Source organism: Cytobacillus firmus NBRC 15306, assembly GCF_001591465.1.
Classification (GTDB): Bacteria; Bacillota; Bacilli; order Bacillales; family Cytobacillaceae; genus Cytobacillus; species Cytobacillus firmus.
Genome location: NZ_BCUY01000072.1, coordinates 1 through 20,052, shown reverse-complemented (window position 1 = coordinate 20,052; position 20,052 = coordinate 1). Strand labels below are relative to the sequence as shown.

Sequence of the window (20,052 nt, the reverse complement as noted above, 5' to 3'; positions counted from 1 at the left end):
TTTCCGTGGGCCTCAACTAACAATCAGTGGGGGATAAAGCCCCCCCACTGATTGAAGTTTCACTTTATAGACGGACAAATGCTAAGGGGGAGCGGGCTTGATCAATATTTTACTTTGCGACGACCACGCGGTGGTCAGGATGGGTTTGAAAATGCTTTTAAATAACCATGATGACATGCAAGTGGTTGGTGAAGCTTCTGAAGGCAATGAGGGGATTCAGCAGGCCTTGGAGTTAAAGCCTGATGTGGTTGTCATGGATTTAAGCATGCCCCATGGGAAAGATGGCATGTCGGCAACCTCAGAATTAAAAAAATTAATGCCTGAAATAGCAATCCTTATTTTGACCATGCATGATGATGAAGAGTATTTATTCAGGGCGATTCAAGCGGGCGCTTCCGGGTGTATTTTAAAGAGCGCACCTCATGATGAACTGCTCGCAGCAATCCGGTCTGTTGCAAGCGGGAATGCGTATTTACATCCATCTGCAACCAAAAGGCTGATGGAAGAATATATCGGAAGTGTGAAGCAGGGGAACACCGATACTTTCAACCTTCTTTCCGACAGGGAAAAAGAAGTTCTTACATTAATAGCCAAAGGGTTTTCCAATAAAGAAATTGCTGAACAGCTTGTGATTAGTGTAAAGACAGTTGAAACACATAAAGGTAATTTAATGGAAAAACTTCAGATGAAAACCAGACCGGAGCTTGTTGCTTATGCCTTAAAGAAAGGGCTGCTTGGCTATGGAATATAAGGGGTGCAGTCCCGGAGAAAGCGTACAAGTTGATCAGGCTTGTGAAAAGGTGCTGACAGAGCTTGAATGTGATTTTGTTGGATTGGCACTGCAAAATACTGATGGCCCGGATGTAAAATGGCATTATGCCGCAGGAAACAGCAATGAAAAATATCAGCGGATTACAGTGAGGTATGGCAAAGGCATTGCAGGGAAAGTGATTTCAACCGGAAGGCCGATGTATGTGGACAACTTCCCTGAAAATATTGCCGGCAAAGCATTGGAATACCCTATTATGCTTGCTGAAGGACTGAAGCATGCATATGCTGTTCCCATTTATTTTAACGGGATCCCCAAGGGGGTCCTCTTGATCGGGAACCGGTCGGGGCAGCCTATAAATGAAAGCAGTCAAAGTACAGCAAGGGATGCAGCCAGGACACTTGAAAAAAAGCTGAATGGTTAAAATAATGCAACTGGAGGAACGTAAATGGACAGGAATAATCGGCTGGCGAAAAAGAGAGAGATTGATCCTGATTCCAGTGATGCAACGATTCTTGTAAATAGATTTGGGAACATCTCTTATACGAACGAGCAGGCTCAGGAGCAATTTGGATATAGCGAACAGGAGCTGCAGGGGAAGAGTCTTAAGGAACTGCTTCCGGAGATCAATCTGCTTGAAACAGAAGAGGGCAAAGTGGTTCACCAGTATGGACAGCATCGTAATGGTGGAGTATTTTCAATTTTTTATAGAATTAATTCTTTCAAGCTGGCAGAAGAAAGCTATTATCTAATCGTCTTTCACTCAGTCAAAGACCGTTCCCGCTTAAAAAAGCAGCAGTCATATCCGTTAAAGGAATTGGTTGACCTGCAATTTGCCCTTGATGAATCTACAATTGTCGCCTTTACAGACAGAAAAGGAAAAATCACCTATGTGAATGAAAAGTTCTGTGAGGTATCGAAATATTCTGCGGAAGAGCTGATCGGCAAAGACCATAGAATTATCAACTCTTCATACCATTCCAAGGATTTTATGGAAAGTCTTTGGACCACCATTTCCAGCGGGGAAGTCTGGCGCGGAGAAATTAAAAACAAAGCAAAAGACGGAACTTATTATTGGGTAGATACTACGATCGTTCCTTTTATTGATGAAAAAGGGAAGCCGTATAAATACCTGGCAATCCGGAAGGAAATAACTGAATATAAGCGTGTTGTCGAGGAGCTGAAAAATTCCGTAAACGAGCTGATTGATTTAAAGTTTGCCCTGGATTCTTCATCCATTGTGGCCATTACCGATCAGAAAGGCACGATTACGTATGTGAATGATCAATTCTGCAGCATCTCAAAATATTCACGGGAAGAATTGCTGGGCAAGGACCATAGAATTATAAACTCAGGGTACCATTCCAAAGATTTTTTCAGAGATTTATGGAGGACCATTTCTTCCGGGAGGGTATGGAAAGGCGAGATCAAGAATAGAGCTAAGGATGGAACGTATTATTGGGTGGATACCACGATTGTCCCATTCCTTACTGAAAAAGGGAAACCCTATCAGTACCTTGCTATTCGACATGAAGTCACGCAAAGGAAAAATGCAGAAGAAGAGCTGCAAAAAATGATGACAAGAATAATAGATGTTCAAGAGGATGAACGGAAAAGGCTGTCCCGGGAACTTCACGACGGAATAGGACAGAATTTGTACAGCCATCTGATTACCATTAATAGGCTTCAGGCAGAAATAAGCCACCCGCTGCTTGATCAAATGCAGGATGAGGCTACTGAGATCATTGAAGAACTGCGGGATCTTTCATGGGAGCTTCGTCCCTCCGTGCTTGATGATCTGGGTCTGATACCAGCGATCCGATCCTACCTGGTCCGTTTTTCAGAACATCATAATATCAACGTCCATTTTGATTGTTACCTGGCTTCCCGCCTTAGTTCAAATATAGAAATCACCATCTATAGAATCATTCAGGAGGCACTGACGAATATAAGGAAATATGCTGAAACAGATGAAGCAGCAGTTACAATCAGGCAAATGGAAGAAGAAATCCGTATTGTCATTGAAGATAAAGGCAAAGGTTTCAATGTTAATGAAGTTTCAAGAGGAGTCGGTCTATTTAGCATGGAAGAGCGGGCAAAAGCTGCGGGCGGTAGCTTAAATGTTTATTCAGAAGAAAACAAAGGGACAAAAATTATACTTGAAATTCCGATATAGAAAAAAAGCTGCCAAACAAATATGGCAGCTTTTCGTATACTAAAATATAGTTCCTAATATAGTGCCGCCAACGGCACCTGTCACAACAATGATCCAAGGCGGCAGCTTCCAATAAACAAGCATGCTGAACAATACTGCGGCAAAAGCAAAATCCGCCGGCTCCAGGATGCTGCTGGTCCAAATGGGATGATAAAAGGCAGAGACTAAAATGCCGACAACTGCAGCATTCACACCCATTAATGCACCCTTGATGTTAGGATTGCGGCGAAGAGTGTCCCAAAATGGGAGTGTCCCTAAGATCAGCAGAAAGGCAGGCAGGAAGATCGCGGCCGTTGCAAGCAAACCGCCCTGCCAGCCGTTCATTACTGCTCCAAGATAAGCAGCAAAAGTAAATAACGGCCCCGGCACTGCCTGAGCTGCACCGTAGCCAGCCAGAAAGGCTTCTTCACTTAGCCAGCCTGTTGGGACGAATTCACGTTCCAGCAAAGGAAGGACAACATGCCCGCCGCCGAAAACCAGAGATCCTGAACGATAAAAGCTGTCAAATAAAGCAACCCACTCCACTGCGGTTAGCTCCCTTAAAATAGGAAGCCCTATTAAAAGGCTAAAAAACAACACTAAACAGCCAATGGCAAAACCTTTTGAGATGGGAAACTCCATTGATGCATTATCGTTATCTGCATGCTTTTTATAGATTAAAAATCCGATAAAACCAGAGACAAGGATGACCGCAACCTGAGTAATGGCTGTCTGCCATAAAAGTGTTGCGATAATTGCAAGCAGTGCCAGCGTTTTTCGGGGAAGGTCAGGTACAAGCTTTTGTGCCATTCCCAGGACGGCGTGAGCCACTACGGCCACAGCGACAATTTTAAGGCCATGAATCCAGCCGGCTTCTGCCGGATTAATGCCTTGAAGAAGAATGGCAAAAATGATCAGAGCTATGACCGATGGCAAGGTGAAACCAAGGAAAGCCATTATGCCGCCGGCTGCTCCAGCCCTCATGACACCAATGCCAATCCCGACCTGGCTGCTTGCAGGACCGGGAAGGAACTGACAAAGTGCAACTAAGTCTGCATAGCTTTTCTCATCCATCCATTTTCTTCTGCGGACATACTCATCGTGGAAATAGCCGAGATGAGCTACAGGTCCCCCAAAAGAGGTTAGTCCAAGCCTTGTTGAAACCATTAATATTTCCAGTAAAGTTTTAAGGCCAGTTTTGTGTTTTTTCATATGCATCTCCTTTAATCCTTAATTTCTTTAAAAAGCTCATAAGCTTTTTTTCTCGCTTCCTCCAGAACCATTATCCCTTTTTCAGTTGCGGTATAATACTTTCTGATTCTGCCATCAACATTTTTCTTCTCCTGCTGAAGCAGCCCGTCTGACTCCATTGAATGCAGGATCGGATACAATGTTCCGGAACTGATGCTGTATCCATGCTCTTTCAGTTCTTCAGCCATCCATGCGCCGAAAACAGGGTGCTCCTTTGCATGATGAAGAATATGGATTTGAATAAACCCCAGGAACAGCTTGCGCAGTATTTTATCTTCCAAGCAAATGCCCCCCTTATTAATTTCGAAAATCGATATCGGTTTTCGATAATTGGATGATACCAAAATAAAGGTGACATGAAAAGGGGGGTATTCTAAATTTACAAAACTTTAACACATAAACATAAAAAAGAACGCTCTTCCAAGCGTTCCATTATTAACTATTCTGTTCATTTCTTAAAATTTCATAAGCATGATCACCGACTGCTGCCGTTAAACTTTCCCACAGGTGATCACGCAGCAAATCGAGTTCAATAATCCTTCTCGCCAGTTCTATTGTATTTTTTGTTTCCATAAGGGCCCCCCGGTTAATAAAGGCTTCTATTGCTGTGTTTTTTATATATTACCTCAAGTTCTGTTAAGGTCAGCTTTTGCAGAGCCGGTTCAGAATGCTGATATTCGCTTCCTGATTTGACCAGAAGATCAATAAGATATTGCCGTTTTTTTTCAATGGCTTTCCGTAAATATTGCATTTTCTATCTCCTCTTTTCATTAATGTTTTTGTATATTCTAAAAGAAATTTAGCTCTTATTCAGTTATTATGTTAAGTTTTCTTACATTGTTTTTGCTGCTTTGTAAGATTTTCTGACAGAAATAATGAAAAAGTTTGAAAGATTAGTATAATGAAATAAATTGGTCAGATTGAGGTGACATGATTGGAAAGAGAAGCCTCCTACAAAACCAGAAAAGTCATTTCGATTGGGACGGTCAGCGAACTGACTGGACTTAGTGAACGCCAGATTCGATACTATGAAGAGAGGAAATTGGTTTTTCCTGAAAGATCAAAACGAGGAAGCAGGAAATATTCTTTTCTCGATGTAGAGACGCTCATCGACATAGCCAACAAAAGGGAAGAGGGCGTCCGAACGGAGGAAATCCGCTCGGAATTAAAGAGAAAAAAGAAAAAAGACGATCAGGCATCACTTTCAAAAATGATTCAGGGTCAGCTTAATGCGCAGTTTGGAATCCGGAAGAAATAATGGGAAAGTGATTATTCTGCATGGAATAATCGCTTTTTTTATTCATTATCTATTCTGACTTATAAAATATACTGACAGGGATTTCGAAACATTTTTATATAAATTTTAGACAAAAGGTCTTTCTTTCGTTTATCATTTCCGTTAAGATGTAACCCTATATAAGAGAGTTTTCAATTTTAGTTTTATAAAGCAGGTGGAAAAATGGGGAAAGAATACCCGCCGACAATAGAAGTAATTGAGATATGCTTGCTTGCGGGGAAAATCATGCTCCAGGGCGGGGCTGAAACGTATCGGGTAGAAGACACCATGACAAGGATTGCTGCTTCCCTGGGTATACCGCACTCACATAGCTATGTAACGCCAACCGGAATCATATTTTCTACAGATGGAACAGAACCGGCAAAGCTGATCCGGATTTCAGAAAGGTCAACAGATTTGTACAAAGTGACTTTGGTGAACGGAGTTTCGCGCAGGATCAGCAGCGGTGAACTCGATGGAAAGGACGCATTGGCAAGGCTGAAGGAAATTGAAAGTGCCGATTATACTTTCCCTGTTTATCAGCAGATTCTTGCAGCCTCGATTGCAAGCGGCTGTTTTTTAATCATGTTCCTTGGAAGCTGGACTGATTTTATTCCAGCCATGATTGCAGGCGGTCTTGGGTTTGTATCATTTATATACGTACATAGAGTTGTCCAGATCAAATTTTTCTCTGAATTTATTGCTTCACTATTAATTGGCATTATAGCCTATTTCTTTGTGTACTCAGGATTGGGGACAGAGCTTGATAAGATCATCATCGGGTCAGTCATGCCGCTCGTTCCTGGGCTATTGATAACAAATGCAGTCAGGGATTTAATGGCCGGGCACCTTGTTTCAGGACTGTCCAAAGGGGCTGAAGCCTTTTTGACGGCTTTTGCCATTGGTGCCGGGATTGCTCTGGTCTTCACTTTTTAAATGCAATAGCGGAGGAAAATGCCTATGTTTATGTTGACACATATGATTACAAGCTTCATTGCATCAGCAGGGTTCGGAGTGCTTTTCAATGCTCCGAAAAAATCGCTGCTAAAATGCGGTTTTGTCGGGATGGTCGGCTGGTTCGTTTATATTTGGCTTGTCAATTGGCAGTATGATGCTGTCATTTCATCATTAATTGCTGCTTTTACCATCGCCGTGATCAGCCAGATTTTTGCCAAAATGTATAAAACGCCTATTATTATTTTTAGTGTTGCCGGCATCATTCCACTGGTCCCGGGAGGGATTGCGTATGATGCGATGCGGAATTTTGTTGAAAATGATTATAATATGGCCATTCAGCTTGCTGCAAAAGCATTCATGATATCCGGAGCCATTGCAGTAGGACTTGTCATTTCTGAAGTAATCAACCAAATGATCCGCAAAGTTCAGTTCAAATCAAGAATCTAAATTTTAAGCTATGGACGATTACATCATCTTTTTTTATGAATTAAGCGTAATAAAACCCCTAACCATCAGACTCGTCCCAGAAATAACGGGGCGGGTTTTTCTTGTAAAATATTCCTGGTGAATTTATAATCCTATTATGTTTGATTTTTTCAGAAAAAGGAGAATAAGATGATCCGACGGTTTTTTAGTTATTATAAGCCGCATAAGCGCCTATTCATTCTTGATTTTAGTTCGGCAGTATTTGTGGCAATTCTTGAATTGGGCTTTCCGCTTGCGGTTCAGTGGTTTATTGACAGCCTGCTTCCAAGCGGGAATTGGTCCATGATTGTTTCTGTAAGTGCCGGCCTGCTTGCTCTTTATTTGACCAGCACGCTTCTTCAGTTTGTTGTTAACTATTGGGGCCACAAGCTGGGCATCAACATCGAAACAGATATGCGGCAGCAGCTTTTTCAGCATGTGCAAAGGCAGTCTTTCCGCTTCTTCGATAATACCAAAACAGGGCATATCATGAGCCGGGTGACAAATGATCTTATGGATATCGGAGAGCTTGCCCATCATGGACCGGAGGATTTATTTATAGCGATCATGACGTTTGTGGGCGCATTTTGGATTATGCTGACGATCAATGTCAAGCTCGCTCTTGTAACAATATTTGTTCTTCCGTTTCTTGTATGGCTGATTACGTTCTGCAATATTAAAATGAACAAAGCATGGAAAAGAATGTACGGTGAAATTGCCGATGTCAACGCCCAGGTTGAGGATAGTGTATCTGGTGTGCGTGTGGTTCAGTCTTTTACAAATGAAAGCTATGAGATTAAAAGATTTAGAGAAAACAACAGCAGATTCCGTCTTGCCAAGCTTGCAGCTTATAAGATTATGAGCTTCAGTGCTTCCGGAGTCTATATGCTGACCAGATTAGTTACGCTGATTGTTCTTGTATACGGTTCCTGGCTGAGCTTCAGCGGGCAGCTTTCATACGGTGAATTGGTTGGATTTGTGCTCTATGTGAATGTGCTATTAAAGCCGATTGATAAAATCAGCGCCCTGATGGAACTGTATCCCAAGGGAATGGCTGGTTTCAAACGGTTTGTAGAAATCATTGATACTCAACCGGAAATTGAGGATACAAAAGATGCCATTGAGGTTGAATCCTTAAGGGGTGATATCCGTTTTCAGGATGTATCGTTCCGTTATGACGTGCATAAATCGGTGCTTGAGGGCATTGACCTTCAAATAAAAGCAGGTGAAACAGTAGCTTTTGTAGGACCTTCTGGAGCCGGAAAGACAACGATTTGTTCTTTGATTCCACGCTTTTATGATGTGAATGGCGGAAGTATTAAGATCGATGGCATGGATATCAGGGACATGACGAAAAAATCACTGAGATCGCATATTGGCATTGTCCAGCAGGATGTCTTCCTGTTTACCGGTACCCTGAAGGAGAATATAGCTTACGGAATGCTTGGAGCTACAGATGAGCAGATTGCGGACGCGGCTAAAAAAGCACACCTGCAGGACTTCATTGCATCTCTTCCGGATGGCTGGGAAACACAAATTGGGGAACGGGGATTAAAACTGTCAGGCGGACAAAAACAACGAATCGCCATTGCGAGAATGTTCCTTAAAAATCCGCCGATCTTAATCCTGGATGAAGCAACCTCGGCGTTGGATACTGAAACCGAACAAATTATTCAAACGGCATTGAACGAGCTTGCCGTAAACCGCACCACACTGGTCATTGCCCACAGGCTTGCAACCATCCGCAATGCGGACAGAGTAGTCGTTGTCACAGAAGACGGCATAGCTGAAGAAGGCACACATGATGAACTGATCGAAAAGAACGGAATCTTTGCAGGCCTTCATAATGTACAGTTTCAAAGATAAGCAGAATCCGATATGGGTTCTGCTTTCTTTAGATTGCGTAGAAATTTGGAAATCATATAATAAATTAAAATTAATTTTCAGAACAGTCAAAAAGTACTATTGGTTTTTCTGCATAATATGGAAAGTTTTAACTAGAACAGGACTTATGTGGTATAGACAACTATACTCTAACTCTATTAATCTTACAATATGTAAACCCTTTCAATAATAAGAGGAGGTTAAAGGCTGATGAAGATTCATAAAAATAAAGGAGGCACTATGAAGCATAAAACCATGCTTGTTGCGCTATCTGCCGCACTTAGCACATCACTCTTTATTCCGGCAGCATATCCTGCATCTGCGCAAAGCGCCGAAGGAGTTAAGCCAACGATGGAAATGAAAAACAATAAAGATGTGAAACACAAATTTCACCCTATTTTTTCGTGGGATCGTCCAGGGCCGATTTCTCCTATTCTTCATCCTGGTTCTGCAGCGGGAGCTGGGATGGTTCAGCAGCCGCTGGATCAAATCGATCCGTTAATGGAGGAAATGATTTCAGAAGGCGTCATGCCGGGTGCTGTCACTTATGTGGCAAGGCGAGGCCATATCGTCAAGCATGATGCATATGGATATTCCTACCGATACACGGATGATAAATTTACTGAAGCACAGAACCCGATTGAAATGACCGAAGATACCATCTTTGATCTGGCTTCAATCAGTAAAATCTTCACCACAACTGCCGCAATGATATTGTATGATGAAGGACGCTTTCAGCTGGATGATCCTGTTGCTGAATATATTCCCGAGTTTGCCGAAAACGGAAAGGAAAATGTAACGATACGCCAGTTGATGACACATACTTCAGGCTTTACTGCATGGATTCCGTTATATTCGCAAGGGAGCAGCAGAGAGGAACGGATGCAAATCGTTTTTAAACATCCATTGGTCAATGAGCCGGGCGAAGCGTATACATACAGCGATTTGAATATGATTACGCTCGGTGCAATAATCGAACGCCTTTCAGGACAAAGCCTGGATGAGTTTGTGGAAAAACGCATAACCAAACCCCTCGGTATGAAAGATACGATGTATAATCCGCCTGATTCTTTGAAGCATCGGATTGCAGCCACGGAATATCAGCCTTCTATCAACAGGGGGCTTGTCTGGGGAGAAGTTCATGATGAGAATGCCTGGTCGCTTAATGGAGTTGCCGGACATGCAGGAGTCTTTTCCACTGCCTCCGATCTTGCCAAGCTTGCCCATATGTATGTAAATGAAGGGCGATATGGCGGCAAGCGGATATTAAAAGAAAAGACAGTGAAAATGCTGATTCAAAATCAGATTCCTCAATTTCCAGGTGATGATCATGGCCTGGGCTGGGAGCTTGGTCAGGGATGGTTCATGGATGCTTTATCAGAGGGAACTTCGCTTGGGCATACAGGGTACACTGGAACATCCATCGTCATAAACCGAAATAATGGCACGATTGGGATTCTGTTAACGAATCGTGTGCATCCTTCAAGAAATACGGTTACAACGAATATTGCAAGGCGTGCATTTGCAAGACAGGTGGCGGATTCAATTCCTGTAGCCATTCCAGGAAAAGGGCCGGCGTGGTTCTCTGGATATGGAGATAAAATTCAGCATGAGTTAACCGCTAAAGTGGATCTAAAAGAAGAGGCGGTCCTGTCGTTCGATACATGGTACAGAACTGAAACCAATGCGGATATGGGCGTTGTTGAGGTCTCAGAGGATGGCGTCAATTGGACACAGGCAGCACAGCCATATACAGGCAGCAGCATCGACTGGAAAAAGGAAGAGCTGGCGATTCCGGCAGGAACTTCCCACATCCGATTCCGTTACGTGACAGATAGCACAGTAAACGGCAGAGGCTGGTATGTTGATAACGTAAAATTGAGGCTTTCAAGTGGCCAAAAAGTCAAAGCAGACTTCTCAGGAAACGGGTGGGAAAAAAGAAATTACTAGTATTCGATTTTTTAGTGAAAAGTAAGCTCATATGAAAACGCAGTAAGGATGGTGGAAGAAATGGGTAAAGCCAGCAAATTAATGTTTATTTCCCTTCTCACAATTACACTTGCCGTTACGCAATTATGGATGGGAGGAACCTTGAAAAACGCATCGGCAGAAAGTACAGTAAAGGATTTAATACTCCTGGAGAATGTACCCCGGGTCAGCACGGAAATAAGTGGAGATGCATTTCAATTAAAAGCGGTTCATGTATATAAAGAAGGACATTTCATGGGAGTTTCTGAAGGACTGAAATGGAAGACCAGCAATAAAACTGTTGCAGCAGTGGATCAGTCAGGGAATATCACCTTAAGAGGGAAGCCCGGAAAAACATTTATCAGTGTAACAGACGGAGTATATAAGGACCGTATCGCACTTCAAATAAAACCTGACCGCAAAAAGGGCATTAAAGGCAAGCCTGCTTTTAAAGTGAAAATCATTAAAGAGCATGGGAAACGGTATGACCTCATTAGCCAGGCAGTGAAAAATATGTCCATTGAAGAGAAGGTAGGCCAGATGCTGATGCCGGACTTCCGCACCTGGAAGGGACAAAATGTCACTGAAATGCTGCCGGAAATTGAGAAGCTGGTAAAAGATTATCATCTTGGCGGAGTAATATTATTCCGTGAAAATGTGGTCACAACCGAACAGACAGCCACACTGGTTTCAGATTATCAGAAAGCTGCCGATAAATTCGGCTTATTGATGACAATTGACCAGGAAGGCGGTATTGTAACACGTCTTCAATCAGGAACGGACATGCCTGGCAATATGGCGTTAGGAGCTGCCCGTTCTGAAGAAATTTCCCGAAAGGTCGGCAAGGCGATTGGAGAGGAACTGGCATCACTCGGCATAAATATGAACTTTGCACCTGTCATGGATGTAAATAATAATCCCGACAATCCGGTAATTGGCGTTCGTTCATTTGGTGAGGACCCGCAGCTTGTCGCTGACATGGGTGTTGCTTATAACGAAGGATTGCAATCAGCAGGTGTTGCCGCTACAGCAAAGCATTTTCCCGGTCATGGAGATACAGCAGTAGACTCCCATCTTGGATTGCCTGAAGTGCCACATGATAAAGAACGTCTAAAGGAAGTTGAATTGTATCCTTTCCAAAAGGGGATGGAAGCAGGAGTGGATGCTATCATGACTGCACATGTAACCTTCCCAAAGATTGATGACACGAAAGCAATCTCGCAAAAAACAGGTGAAGAAATCGCAATACCGGCCACACTTTCACATAAAGTGCTGACAGAACTTATGCGTGAAGAAATGGGATATGAAGGTGTTATTACAACGGATGCAATGAATATGAATGCTATCGCTGAACATTTTGGACCAGTTGATGCTGCCATTCGTGCAGTCAAAGCTGGAACTGATATTGTGTTAATGCCTGTTGGACTAAAAGAAGTTGCAGAAGGGCTATTGAGTGCAGTTGAGAATGGAGAAATCTCTGAAAAACGCATTGAATCCTCAGTTAAACGGATTTTAACACTGAAAATAAAGCGGGGAATTTTGAAAGAAGAGACGCCCCAGCCGATTGATGAAAAAATTGCAAAGGCACTTAAAGTAGTTGGATCAGAAGAACATAAACAAATAGAAAAAGAAGCAGCAGAACGTTCGATTACCCTGGTTAAAAATGAAGGAGGTGCTTTGCCGTTACAATTATCTCCTGAAGATAATATTGTCGTTGTCGGAAATACGTATATTACAGATTTAGGTAAATCAGTGGGCAAGTTTCATGCAAACACAACGGTCATCCAGACCTCAAGCTATGCATTAACTGAAGAGCAGAAGCAGCAAATCAGGAATGCCAGTGCGGTTATTGTGGGCTCCTATACGTTTAATGTGTCAGGCCGCTCACCTGACAGCGCACAAATGAAAATGGTTAATTCCATCATTGCTGAATCAGAAGCTCCGGTCATTGCGGTTGGCATCCGGAACCCTTATGACATCATGGCCTATCCGGAAATTGATGCCTATATTGCACAATACGGCTTCAGAACGGCTAGCTTTGATGCAGCAGCAGGTATAGTATTTGGCCAGATCAACCCTTCAGGTAAATTGCCTGTAACTATTCCGGGTACAGATGGCAATGTACTATATGATTTCGGGCATGGATTGAGTTATTAGGAAGAGGCATAAAAAAATGGGTACATGCGGCTTTAGTTCCTGCATGTGCCTATCCTAACCTGAGAGGAGAAATATAATGAAAAAATGGTTTATGGGTTTTTTGACAATGATTCTCGTACTCTCTTCTTTAACTGTTGTGCTTGCAGATAACGGCAATGGCAAAGGAAAAGGCAAGAAAAAGAAGTTTGAGCTTGGTGTTGAAGTGCTTTTGGATGATAAAAAAGACCTTATTGAAGGAAAGCGGGTTGGCCTAATTACAAACCCGACTGGGGTCGACCAGAATTTAAACAGCATTGTTGATATTCTGCACAATGATCCGGACGTGGAGTTAACAGCTTTATATGGACCGGAGCATGGAGTCCGCGGTAGTGCGCAGGCGGGAGAATATGTTGAGTATTATATCGATGAAAAGACAGGGCTTCCCGTTTACAGCTTATATGGAAAAACCAAAAAGCCTACACCTGAAATGCTCGAGAATATTGATGTGCTTCTGTTTGATATTCAGGATGTCGGGACACGTTTTTACACGTATATTTACACAATGGCTTACGCGATGGAAGCAGCAAAAGAAAACAATATCCCTTTTATCGTGCTGGACAGGCCAAATCCTCAAGGTGGAACAAAGGTTGAAGGGCCAGTTCTTGATATGAAGTATTCCTCCTTTGTGGGGAATTACCCGATCCCGCTCCGCCATGGGATGACTGTAGGTGAACTGGCAGAATTGTTTAATGAAGAGTTTGAAATTGGTGCAGACTTAACTGTTGTCAAGATGAATGGATGGAAGCGCAATATGTATTACGATGACACCCGCCTTCCGTTTGTCATGCCGTCTCCTAATATGCCAACGCTGGATACAGCTTTAGTATATCCGGGTGCCGCTTTGATTGAAGGGACGAATGTTTCTGAGGGGCGCGGAACAACAAAGCCGTTTGAATTAATTGGTGCTCCATTTATCAACGCTGATGATTTGGCTGGACATTTAAACATTCTTAATCTTCCGGGGGTAACCTTCAGAGCTGCTTCGTTTACACCAAGCTTCTCTAAGCATGCAGGACAGCTTTCCCATGGGATTCAGATTCATGTGACACATCGCGATGCATTCAATCCTGTCGAGACAGGACTTCACATCGTGAAGGCGATCCATGACATGTATCCGGAAGAATTCGAATTCCGTGCAGAGAACAGTGCTGGAATTTCATTCTTTGATAACCTGATGGGCAATGGCTGGGTCCGTGAAGCCATTGAGGAAGGGAAGACCGTTGAAGAGATCTCCTCCAAATGGCAAAAAGAATTAAAACAATTCAAAAAGACACGTGAAGAATATTTACTCTATTAAATTCGCAGGAAAGAACCTGGCTGCATTATGCGCCAGGTTCTTTTTTTAATACATGGCGGGTCAGCACAACACTGATGGTACTTGGTACTGAATTATAAAGCCTGTTCATATTATGTAATAATCCATGGAGAAAGAGGTGTGTAAAAATGTTGGGGTTTTTACAGAAGATTGGCAAGTCTTTAATGCTGCCGATTGCAGTTATGCCTGCTGCTGCACTTTTGCTGAGGCTGGGACAGGATGACCTTTTAGGAATTCCATTTATATCTGCATCCGGGAATGCTGTATTTGGACATTTGGCTCTCTTGTTTGCCATTGGAATTGCCATCGGTTTTTCTAAGGATGGCAGCGGTGCAGCTGCCCTTGCTGGTGCAGTGGGTTATTTTGTACTGACTGAAGGTGCCGCGGCGATAAACGAAACGGTCAATATGGGTGTTTTTGGCGGAATCATTTCCGGTATTATTGCAGGGCTATTATACAATAAATATCATGATATTAAGCTGCCGGAATGGCTTGGTTTCTTTGGGGGAAAACGGTTTGTGCCGATTATCACTTCACTCGTTATGATTGTCATTGCATTTTTGTTCGGGTATGTGTGGCCGCCGGTCCAGGCAGGCATTAACAGTGTCGGCGATTGGATAATCGGTGCAGGTGCTGCAGGTGTCGGGGTTTTCGGATTCCTGAACCGTCTATTAATTCCCGTTGGTCTCCACCATATACTGAACACACTTGTCTGGTTTGAGTTCGGCGAGTTTACCAATGCAGCAGGGGATGTCATCAAAGGAGATTTATGGCGCTTCCTGGCAAAGGATCCATCTGCTGGTATCTTTATGACAGGATTCTTTCCTATTATGATGTTTGGGCTGCCTGGTGCAGCTCTGGCCATGGTTGCGGCTGCAAAGAAGGAAAAAAGGAAAGCAGTGGCAGGGGCGATGGCTGGACTCGCATTTACTTCCTTCCTGACAGGTATTACAGAGCCGATTGAATTCCTGTTTATGTTCTTATCACCGGTTCTATATTTAATTCATGCTGCTTTGACAGGTCTGGCTATGTCCATTACCTATGTCCTGGATATTCATCATGGTTTCGGGTTCTCAGCAGGCGCCCTCGATTATATTCTAAACTTTGGCATTGCTCAGAAGCCGGTTCTTCTGGCCGGGATAGGTCTCCTGTATGCCCTTCTGTATTTTGCGGTTTTCTATTTCCTGATCAAGAAACTGGATTTGAAAACACCTGGAAGGGAAGATGAAATTGAGGGTGAATTTGAAGGGAATACTTCTCTAAAGGGTAAATATACTGAAGCAGCAGTTGCTTATCTCGAGGCTCTGGGAGGTAAAGAGAACCTTGAAGAAATCGATAATTGTGTAACCCGCCTTCGTTTAAGGGTTAAAGATATGTCTCTTGTCGATGAGGGGCAATTAAAACAGCTGGGTGCAAAAGGAGTAATTAAGCTAAGCAAAACCAGTCTGCAGGTAATTGTTGGAACGGATGTTGAATTTCTATCAAATGAAATGAAAAAGAAATTATAAAGCTTTTAATCTGGCTCAGGTGATTAGAGCCAGATTTTTAATTTCTCTTATGGGAGAGGAGACCATTGGACAAGTGCCAATTTTTATTAACATTGGATGTTTGTTTATGCATGTCCAAATTTCCAACATACCATAAATACGTAGGGAAACCCTTATTAAATGGACTATAAAGGGGGGATATCATCATGGAACCTTTAACCATATTAATTGTGGTTCTTCTAGCAGTTGTATTGCTTTTAGCAAGCATTCTTGCACCATCAACAACAGGAGCAATCAGAGACGCAATTTGTAGAATTCTAGGTTGTCAAGCTCCTTGTGCAGCATAGGTTAAAAGAGATTAACCCTTAAAAAAATCCCTGGTAAAATATCCGGGGATTTTCTAGTGTCATTCCCCTAATTTACATATTATTGTATGTTTGTCCATTCCACGAAGGGATTTTATTCATAATATAGTTTAGAAACTAATAAAGGTGGGCTAATTATGGATAACACTGATCAGGGGAAAAACGCATCAGGTAAACCGCATATATCGAACCTGGAAAATATGGAATCTGCAAAAATAATGGCAGCTAAACTGCTGCAGGACGAACAGGGTGTCGATATTAAATCATTATTCAGTATGGCTAATAAACTTATTAAGGATGAATCATTTCTTAACTTAGTAGAAGATCTGGGAAAAAATCCACAAGGAGAAAAAGAAGCTTCTGGACTCTCAAATAAAAGAGATAGTGAAGATAACATCGATAGTGTGGAACCAGCAATTTTAAAGGAACAAATAGAGGTGCTGAAATCGGACCTGGCAGCAATTAAAAAAGAGGTACGTAAAATAAAAGAACAAAATGCTTCCCTCTTAGGACTGTATCTGAAGGTAATAAATGCTGCAAATCAAGATTTTAAAAAAGGCATAAATCTTATTACTGGAATAAGCAAACTCTTAAAATAGAACTATTAAGCATTGCTATAACTAGTAATGCTTTTTGTATTTTTTTGGGCTGGACCGTCTCATCGAAAATAATTAAGATAGTATTAAAATCAATTGAAAGACGGTGGCCCTTATGGAAGAAAAGACAGAACTGCTGGCACAGCAGCAGCTAGATGCTTATAACCAGCAGAACATTGATGAATTTCTGGGAGTATATAGTGATAGTGTTATAGTTATGACATTCCCGGGGGACGAGGTCTTGTATAGGGGAAAAGAAAAAATGAGGGAGAGGTACAGCCAGCTTTTTAGAAACAATCCGAATCAGCATGCTGAGCTGGTTTCCAGAATGGTGAAAGAAAATATAGTTATTGATCATGAGTATGTTACTGGAAGGGCGGGCGGCCAATCTATTTATGCAATAGCTATGTATGAAATTAAAGAGAATAAAATTCAAAAAGTCTGGTTTGTAAAATAGAATAGTGTTAATTGAAAAATTTAGTATTCCGATAAAAAAAGTATTGTGCTCTGCAGGAAAATCATTGATAATCTTTTAAAGATAGAGTGATACTCATCTATACATTTTTCTGATGAGGGGGAGTACATTGAAAATTCGTGTATCCGCTGTGCAGTATCATCTGCACACCATTCGTTCATTTGAAGATTTTGCAAGCCAATGTGAGCATTATATTAAAACTGCCCAGGAGTTTGGATCTGAGTTTGTCTTATTTCCTGAATTTTTCACCACACAGCTTTTATCCATAGGAAGCGAGCAGGGAACAAGTCTGACCATTAACGAGCTGCCTGGTTTTACTGAACAATATAAAAACCTATTTTCCAATTTTGCTAAACATACAAACATGCATATAATCGGCGGTACACACGTTATTAACAGAGATGGCCGACTTTATAATGTGGCACATTTGTTTTATCCGGATGGGCGAATGGAAGAGCAGGCTAAACTGCATATCACGCCTACTGAGGTCCATGAGTGGAATATGTCACCTGGAGACGGCCTCCGTGTATTCGATACAGATAAAGGCAGAATAGCTATTCTGACATGCTATGACATTGAGTTTCCGGAAATCGTCCGTATGGCAAAGGCAAAAGGAGCAGATGTTATTTTCTGTCCTTCCTGCACGGACGACCGGCATGGTTTCCATCGTGTACGCTATACAAGCCATGCAAGAGCTATTGAGAATCAGGTTTATGTTGTGGTCACAGGAACAATTGGTTCCCTGCCTACTGTCGACTTTATGCGTGCCAATTTCGGCCAGGCAGCCGTCATTACACCGAATGATATTCCATTTCCGCCAAAGGGGATTATGGTGGAAGGCGAGTTGAATGACGATATGATTGTGACTGCCGATCTTGATCTCAGCCTTTTATATAAAGTCCGCGAACGCGGTTCTGTTACAACTTGGCGCGACCGCAGAACGGATTTGTATGTAGACTGGGAAAAAGAAAATATCGAAGGATGAAAAATGGCATATAGAAGCGAATTTTATGTGTTTGACGGAGATAAGCCGGTGACAGCTGTAATCAGGAATTATACCAGAGCGGATTTTGATCAGTTAATTGACATTCAGGCAGAATGCTTTCCGCCGCCTTTTCCTTCAGATTTATGGTGGAATAAGGAGCAATTAACAAATCATGTGGAACTCTTTCCGGATGGTGCACTATGCATTGAGGTTGAAGGAGTATTAGCAGGGTCTTTAACAGGTCTGATTGTTGATTTTGATCCTTCACACCCGGAGCATACATGGGAAGAAATAACCGATAGCGGCTATATACGCAATCATAGTCCTCAAGGCAATACATTATATATTGTCGATATCAGTGTCAGGCCTGGGTTCCGCAAGCTTGGGCTTGGCAAACTTTTGATGCAGTCTATGTATCAGACTGTCATAAATTTAGGACTTGATCGATTGCTCGGTGGAGGGCGGATGCCCGGCTACCATAAATGCGCCAATGTAATGTCAGCCGAAGACTATCTTCAGCAATTGATCGATGGGAAAAAGAAGGATCCGGTCATCACATTTTTGTTGAGGTGCGGAAGGACACCGCTTTGTGTTGCAGCAAATTATTTAGAAGATGAAGAGTCACTTAATTACGGCGCCCTGATGGAATGGAAGAATCCTTTTATGGATAAGTGATAATAATTTTGCAGCAAGCCCTTTTTGAAGAGCTTTTTAATTTGAAGTTTAGCGGGCACACTGAAAAGGTAAAGAATATCATAGTGATGTTCAAACCGAAATGAGGGATCCGTTCATGGTTGTAAAAAGATTAATAAAAGCTTTTATAGTAAAGAAAGGTGCAACTTTAGTGAAAAAGTATGTTGTTCCGGCAGTAAAAAGAAAGCTGAAAAGCAGGAGATAAATTGATGCAGGCATCTTCTATTGGGAGGATTTGTATTATATGACGTAACAAATCCAAGGGAACAAAAAGAGCTGGGGTTCTGGGAAGATACATCGGGTGCGAGAGGAACACATGAACTTTACCTTACAGTCCAGGGGAATAATGTTTATGTGCTGACTGCAAATTGCTATGCCGACCTATACTCCCATGGTGAGAAGATGGATGTTAATATGGGTTCAGGCCTAATAGTTCTGCAGAAGAACGGCAGCCATTAATACCTAAAAAAACAGGAGGTCTCTGAAAGAGGCTCCTGTTTTTTTATTTCTGTTAAATAAAGGACACAAATAATGAACTATTGATCTTATCAATTCACTTCAATTCTCAATTACATAGTTATTTTTGAGTTTTCAGCTTTCCCTTTTCGCGGCCAAACTGTATAGCTGAAGCTGATGGCAAAATCGATCGCAAGAACTAATGTCCACATTTTTATTAATCCCTGGAGGTTTTCTGTCTGCTCTGAATTTCCTATGAAGAGGATCATTGCAAATAATAATGCCAGACCAATAATCCATGCCAGGAGATGTCTGTACCATCCGTTTCTTTCTCTCCTGGCATGTTCACTGCCGTACTTTGGAGGCTTTGCCGGCTTAGAGCCATTTCCGAACTTATAGGCAAATCTTTCATCTGCCCAGTGAACCATCTGTTTTCCATATGCGACGGTTATACCGATATAAACTGCCGCGATCCCATGAAAAATGGTAGCTTCGGCTCCTCTGTGCAAATCAATTGTGGTTGCGGCGATTAGAATCAAATCAATTACAGGTGTGCAAAGTAAAAGCAGACTGCCTAATGTTTTTTTTCTCAAAATATATCTTGCCGTTAAACCTGCAGCAACGAAAACCCAAAATCCAATCTCACAGGCGATTATCAGCCAGCCGATCATATAATCCACATCCCTTTTTAATACACTTGTGTTATTAAGATTAATATAG

General features: G+C 42.2%; 21 protein-coding genes. 16 read left to right on the top strand and 5 right to left on the bottom strand.

Annotated features, from left to right (window positions below):
• Positions 1–97 precede the first annotated feature (97 nt).
• The 3 genes from BFI01S_RS16930 to BFI01S_RS16920 are packed head-to-tail and all read left to right on the top strand — an operon-like array spanning position 98 to position 2,945.
• The gene (locus BFI01S_RS16930; protein WP_035329596.1) at positions 98–751 is read left to right on the top strand and encodes a response regulator; all 654 of its coding nucleotides are present in this window, start codon (positions 98–100) and stop codon (positions 749–751) included.
• On the top strand, positions 741–1,193 hold the full coding sequence (locus tag BFI01S_RS16925) for a GAF domain-containing protein (RefSeq protein WP_061793659.1): 453 nt from the start codon (positions 741–743) through the stop codon (positions 1,191–1,193). Before BFI01S_RS16930 ends, BFI01S_RS16925 begins: the two co-directional genes overlap by 11 nt.
• Positions 1,194–1,217: 24 nt before the next feature.
• Positions 1,218–2,945: a PAS domain-containing sensor histidine kinase gene (locus BFI01S_RS16920; protein ID WP_061793658.1), complete on the top strand. Its 1,728-nt coding sequence runs from the start codon at positions 1,218–1,220 to the stop codon at positions 2,943–2,945.
• Between the two features lie 39 nt (positions 2,946–2,984).
• On the opposite strand, the gene BFI01S_RS16915 is transcribed toward BFI01S_RS16920, so the two are convergent.
• The 4 genes from BFI01S_RS16915 to fbpA all read right to left on the bottom strand — a co-directional run bounded on the left by BFI01S_RS16915 (position 2,985) and on the right by fbpA (position 4,965).
• The gene (locus BFI01S_RS16915; RefSeq protein ID WP_061793657.1) at positions 2,985–4,175 is read right to left on the bottom strand and encodes a chromate transporter; all 1,191 of its coding nucleotides are present in this window, start codon (positions 4,173–4,175) and stop codon (positions 2,985–2,987) included.
• Positions 4,176–4,186: 11 nt separating this feature from the next.
• Positions 4,187–4,495, bottom strand: coding sequence for a PadR family transcriptional regulator (locus BFI01S_RS16910; protein WP_061793656.1), 309 nt, complete (start codon positions 4,493–4,495; stop codon positions 4,187–4,189).
• 154 nt (positions 4,496–4,649) lie between these two features.
• The gene (gene ykzB, locus BFI01S_RS23505) at positions 4,650–4,787 is read right to left on the bottom strand and encodes a protein YkzB (RefSeq protein WP_169799781.1); all 138 of its coding nucleotides are present in this window, start codon (positions 4,785–4,787) and stop codon (positions 4,650–4,652) included.
• A 13-nt stretch (positions 4,788–4,800) separates the two neighbouring features.
• Positions 4,801–4,965 (bottom strand): Fur-regulated basic protein FbpA, encoded by a 165-nt coding sequence (fbpA, locus tag BFI01S_RS22620; RefSeq protein ID WP_082804553.1) that lies wholly within the window; start codon positions 4,963–4,965, stop codon positions 4,801–4,803.
• Between the two features lie 183 nt (positions 4,966–5,148).
• Here fbpA and BFI01S_RS16905 point away from each other — a divergent pair, with 183 nt between their 5' ends.
• From BFI01S_RS16905 to BFI01S_RS16845, 13 genes are all read left to right on the top strand, one after another.
• A complete protein-coding gene (locus tag BFI01S_RS16905; protein ID WP_061793655.1) occupies positions 5,149–5,472 on the top strand; it encodes a MerR family transcriptional regulator in 324 nt (107 codons plus the stop codon).
• Between the two features lie 201 nt (positions 5,473–5,673).
• Entirely contained in the window at positions 5,674–6,426 is a 753-nt protein-coding gene (locus tag BFI01S_RS16900) for a threonine/serine exporter family protein (RefSeq protein WP_061793654.1), read from the top strand.
• 24 nt (positions 6,427–6,450) lie between these two features.
• Complete coding sequence (locus BFI01S_RS16895; protein ID WP_061793653.1) at positions 6,451–6,894, top strand: threonine/serine exporter family protein; 444 nt, start codon at positions 6,451–6,453, stop codon at positions 6,892–6,894.
• Between the two features lie 168 nt (positions 6,895–7,062).
• Positions 7,063–8,778, top strand: a complete 1,716-nt coding sequence (locus BFI01S_RS16890; protein WP_061793652.1) for an ABC transporter ATP-binding protein — start codon at positions 7,063–7,065, stop codon at positions 8,776–8,778.
• Between the two features lie 228 nt (positions 8,779–9,006).
• Positions 9,007–10,746 (top strand): serine hydrolase domain-containing protein, encoded by a 1,740-nt coding sequence (locus BFI01S_RS16885; RefSeq protein WP_172581927.1) that lies wholly within the window; start codon positions 9,007–9,009, stop codon positions 10,744–10,746.
• A gap of 60 nt (positions 10,747–10,806) precedes the next feature.
• Entirely contained in the window at positions 10,807–12,921 is a 2,115-nt protein-coding gene (locus tag BFI01S_RS16880) for a glycoside hydrolase family 3 protein (protein WP_061793651.1), read from the top strand.
• 76 nt (positions 12,922–12,997) lie between these two features.
• Positions 12,998–14,257: an exo-beta-N-acetylmuramidase NamZ family protein gene (locus tag BFI01S_RS16875; protein ID WP_061793650.1), complete on the top strand. Its 1,260-nt coding sequence runs from the start codon at positions 12,998–13,000 to the stop codon at positions 14,255–14,257.
• Positions 14,258–14,403: 146 nt separating this feature from the next.
• On the top strand, positions 14,404–15,783 hold the full coding sequence (nagE, locus tag BFI01S_RS16870) for an N-acetylglucosamine-specific PTS transporter subunit IIBC (protein ID WP_061793649.1): 1,380 nt from the start codon (positions 14,404–14,406) through the stop codon (positions 15,781–15,783).
• Positions 15,784–16,264: 481 nt separating this feature from the next.
• Complete coding sequence (locus tag BFI01S_RS16865; protein ID WP_061793648.1) at positions 16,265–16,726, top strand: hypothetical protein; 462 nt, start codon at positions 16,265–16,267, stop codon at positions 16,724–16,726.
• 112 nt (positions 16,727–16,838) lie between these two features.
• Positions 16,839–17,180: a nuclear transport factor 2 family protein gene (locus BFI01S_RS16860; protein ID WP_061793647.1), complete on the top strand. Its 342-nt coding sequence runs from the start codon at positions 16,839–16,841 to the stop codon at positions 17,178–17,180.
• A gap of 127 nt (positions 17,181–17,307) precedes the next feature.
• Positions 17,308–18,183 carry a carbon-nitrogen hydrolase family protein gene (locus tag BFI01S_RS16855; RefSeq protein WP_061793646.1) on the top strand — a complete coding sequence of 292 codons (876 nt, stop codon included), beginning with the start codon at positions 17,308–17,310 and terminating at the stop codon, positions 18,181–18,183.
• Positions 18,184–18,186: 3 nt separating this feature from the next.
• Positions 18,187–18,858, top strand: coding sequence for a GNAT family N-acetyltransferase (locus BFI01S_RS16850; RefSeq protein WP_061793645.1), 672 nt, complete (start codon positions 18,187–18,189; stop codon positions 18,856–18,858).
• A gap of 243 nt (positions 18,859–19,101) precedes the next feature.
• Positions 19,102–19,335 carry a hypothetical protein gene (locus BFI01S_RS16845; RefSeq protein ID WP_061793644.1) on the top strand — a complete coding sequence of 78 codons (234 nt, stop codon included), beginning with the start codon at positions 19,102–19,104 and terminating at the stop codon, positions 19,333–19,335.
• Positions 19,336–19,445: 110 nt separating this feature from the next.
• Here the strand turns inward: BFI01S_RS16845 and BFI01S_RS16840 are convergent, their stop codons facing one another.
• A complete protein-coding gene (locus tag BFI01S_RS16840; protein ID WP_061793660.1) occupies positions 19,446–20,003 on the bottom strand; it encodes a hypothetical protein in 558 nt (185 codons plus the stop codon).
• Positions 20,004–20,052 lie beyond the last annotated feature (49 nt).